This window comes from Acidisoma sp. S159, from assembly GCF_009766125.1.
Taxonomy (GTDB): Bacteria; Pseudomonadota; Alphaproteobacteria; order Acetobacterales; family Acetobacteraceae; genus Acidisoma.
In genome coordinates, this window is sequence record NZ_LMUG01000104.1 from 130279 (window position 1) to 130519 (window position 241).

The following is a 241-nucleotide window of genomic DNA, read 5'->3' on the forward strand; positions in this document are numbered from 1 at the left end:
GCGAGATTCGCAAAGTTCTCCGCCCATTCATCGGTCTGAGCCCAACTTTCCCGGTCCACGAACAGCTGTCGGCGAAGCCAGCGCCGGACGTGCCATTCGCGGTGAAGTGGGAGCGTCGGCGACTGCCTCAGCCGGGATCGCCGACCTGGCGCTATCTGACCGGGACACGCCGTCTGCCCGCGCTCGTCGTGTCCGTCGCGATCGGCGCCGGCATGCTACGGGAAGGGCCCCATGGCAGTGC

1 pseudogene is annotated in these 241 nt (G+C 67.6%); it reads left to right on the plus strand.

The features are described 5' to 3' along the window. Nucleotides 1-241, plus strand: a pseudogene (locus GSQ92_RS30700) (DUF3991 domain-containing protein); the annotation flags it as partial.